The sequence below is a fragment of the Methylibium sp. T29 genome (assembly GCF_000576205.1).
In the GTDB taxonomy this organism is placed as follows: Bacteria; Pseudomonadota; Gammaproteobacteria; order Burkholderiales; family Burkholderiaceae_C; genus Methylibium; species Methylibium petroleiphilum.
In genome coordinates this window covers 1-2,605 of record NZ_AZND01000370.1, presented here as the reverse complement: position 1 = coordinate 2,605, position 2,605 = coordinate 1, and the positions used below count along the sequence as shown (strand labels likewise).

At 67.2% G+C, this 2,605-nt stretch carries 2 pseudogenes; both read left to right on the top strand.

Going from position 1 to position 2,605, the window contains the following annotated elements:
• The first annotated feature begins 102 nt into the window (after positions 1-102).
• Positions 103-1,624, top strand: a pseudogene (gene istA / locus x551_RS20985) (IS21 family transposase).
• Positions 1,596-2,419, top strand: a pseudogene (gene istB, locus x551_RS20980) (IS21-like element helper ATPase IstB). Before istA ends, istB begins: the two co-directional pseudogenes overlap by 29 nt.
• The last annotated feature ends 186 nt before the right edge of the window (positions 2,420-2,605 follow it).

Below are 2,605 nucleotides of genomic sequence, written 5' to 3'. Positions count from 1 at the left end.
AAAATTGACCAGCAAAGCTGGGTGATGCCGACCGAAAACTGACCAGGGTGTTCAACCTACCCTGCTGCTTTTTTGTGCAGCAAGGAACGAGGAGTGATCACCATGGCCATGATGGGCAAGATTCGCTCGATGCACTTCCGGCAAGGGAAGTCGATCAGCGAGATCGCGCGGCTGACGAGTCTGTCGCGCAACACGATCAAGAAGTGGCTGAAGGCGCCGCAGGGTGCCGAGCCGAAGTACCGGCGTCGGGAGATGCCCACGAAGCTGGCGCCGTTCGTCGAGGCGCTGGAGAAGGCGCTGAAGGCCGATGAGCACCGCCCGCGGCACGAGCGGCGCACGGCGCGGGCGCTGCATGTGGAGTTGCAGGCCTTGGGCTACGACGGCGGCTACACGCGGCTGACCGACTACATCCGAGCCAGGCGCGACGAGCAGGGCAAGGTCAGCGCCAGCAGCGCTTTCGTGCCGCTGAGCTTCGAGCTTGGCGACGCGTTCCAGTTCGACTGGAGCGAAGAAGGCCTGGTCATCGGCGGCATCTACCGGCGGGTCCAGCTTGCGCACCTGAAGCTGTGCGCCTCGCGCGCGTTCTGGCTGGTGGCCTACCCGACGCAGGGCCACGAGATGCTGTTCGACGCGCACACGCGCAGCTTCGAGGCCCTGGGCGGTATTCCCCGGCGGGGCATCTACGACAACATGAAGACGGCGGTCGACAAGGTCAAGAAGGGCAAGGGGCGCGTGGTCAACGCGCGCTTCGCGGCGATGAGCGCGCACTACCTGTTCGACCCGGACTTCTGCAACGTGGCCAGCGGCTGGGAGAAGGGCCGGGTGGAGAAGAACGTGCAGGACAGCCGCCGGCGCGTGTGGATTGAGGCTGCCCGCCAGCGCTTCGGTTCGTTCGACGAACTCAACGCCTGGCTGGCGGTGCGCTGCCGGGCGCTGTGGCAGGAGATACGGCATCCGGAGCACGGCCAGTTCAGCGTGGCCGAGATGCTCGAGCACGAACTGCCGCAGCTCATGCCCATGCCCCGAGCCCTTCGACGGCTACGTGGAGAACCCGGCGCGCGTGTCCAGTACCTGCCTGGTGACAGTGCTGCGCAACCGCTACTCGGTGCCGTGCGAGCTGGCCGGTCACATGGTCTCCACGCGGCTGTACCCGAACCGGGTGGTCGTGGTGGCCGAGGACAAGATCGTGGCCAGCCACGCGCGTCTGAGCGACCGCGGCCAGACGAGCTACGACTGGCAGCACTACATCCCGCTGGTGCAGCGCAAGCCTGGCGTGCTGCGCAACGGCGCGCCGTTCGCCGACATGCCCGCGCCGCTGCGGTCGCTGCAACAGGCCTTGCTGCGCCGCCCCGGTGGTGATCGTGTGATGGCGCAGGTGCTGACGGCAGTGCCTACTGCCGGTCTGGACGCCGTGCTGGTAGCCGCCGAACTGGTGCTGGAGACCGGCGCCGTCAGCGCCGAACACGTGCTCAACGTCCTTGGGCGGCTCAAGGCGAGCCCGCCGCCGGAGCAAGTGGAGACCGCGCTGCGCCTGAACGAGGCCCCGCGTGCCGACACCGACCGCTACGACCGGCTGCGCGACCCTGACGTCCAGGATGTGGGCCAGGAGGTGCGCCATGCGTGACGTGACCGCCGAACTCAAGGCACTGCGGCTGCACGGCATGGCCGGCGCCTGGACCGATCTCGTGGCCCAGGGCGGTGGCAGTGGCGTTGACAGCTCGCGCTGGCTGATCGAGCACCTGCTGCAGGCCGAGGGCACCGACCGGGCGATGCGCTCGGTGAGCTACCAGATGAGTGCCGCTCGCTTCCCCGCGCACCGCGACCTGGCGGGCTTCGACTTCGAGGCCTCCAAGGTCGATCGCGCGCTGATCGACCAGCTGGCCGATCTGTCGTTCACCGAAGCGGCGCACAACGCGGTGTTCATCGGCGGGCCGGGTACGGGCAAGACTCATCTGTGCACGGCACTGGGCGTGGCCGGCATCACGCGGCACGGCAAGCGGGTGAGGTTCTACTCGACCGTCGATCTGGTCAATGCGCTGGAGCGGGAGAAGGCTGAAGGCAAGGCCGGGCGGATTGCGGCGAACCTCATGCGCATGGACGCGGTCATCCTGGACGAGCTGGGCTACCTGCCGTTCAGCCAGGCCGGTGGAGCGTTGCTGTTCCACCTGCTGAGCAAGCTGTACGAACGCACCAGCGTGATGATCACCACCAACCTGACCTTCGGCGAATGGGCCGCTGTCTTCGGCGACGCGAAGATGACCACCGCGCTGCTGGACCGGCTCACGCATCACTGCCACATCGTGGAGACCGGCAACGAGAGCTACCGCTTCCGGCACTCCAGCGCCACGGCCAAGACGCGCATCAGGCGCGCGAGCAGGCACGAAGGGCCAAACCGGCACCGGAGGCCGACCCGTTCTGATCGGCCGCCGCGCGGGGCAAGCCGCTACGGGCTACGCCCTGCGCGGCTTGCCCCGCGCACCATCGATGACGAACAACGGAGTACCGACAACAGCAAAGACCGTAGACTTATCCACAGCTCGCCTCGATCGAGACGGGCTTCCACCCCTGGTCAATGTTCAGTCGGCGCGGGTGGTCAAAGTTCGGT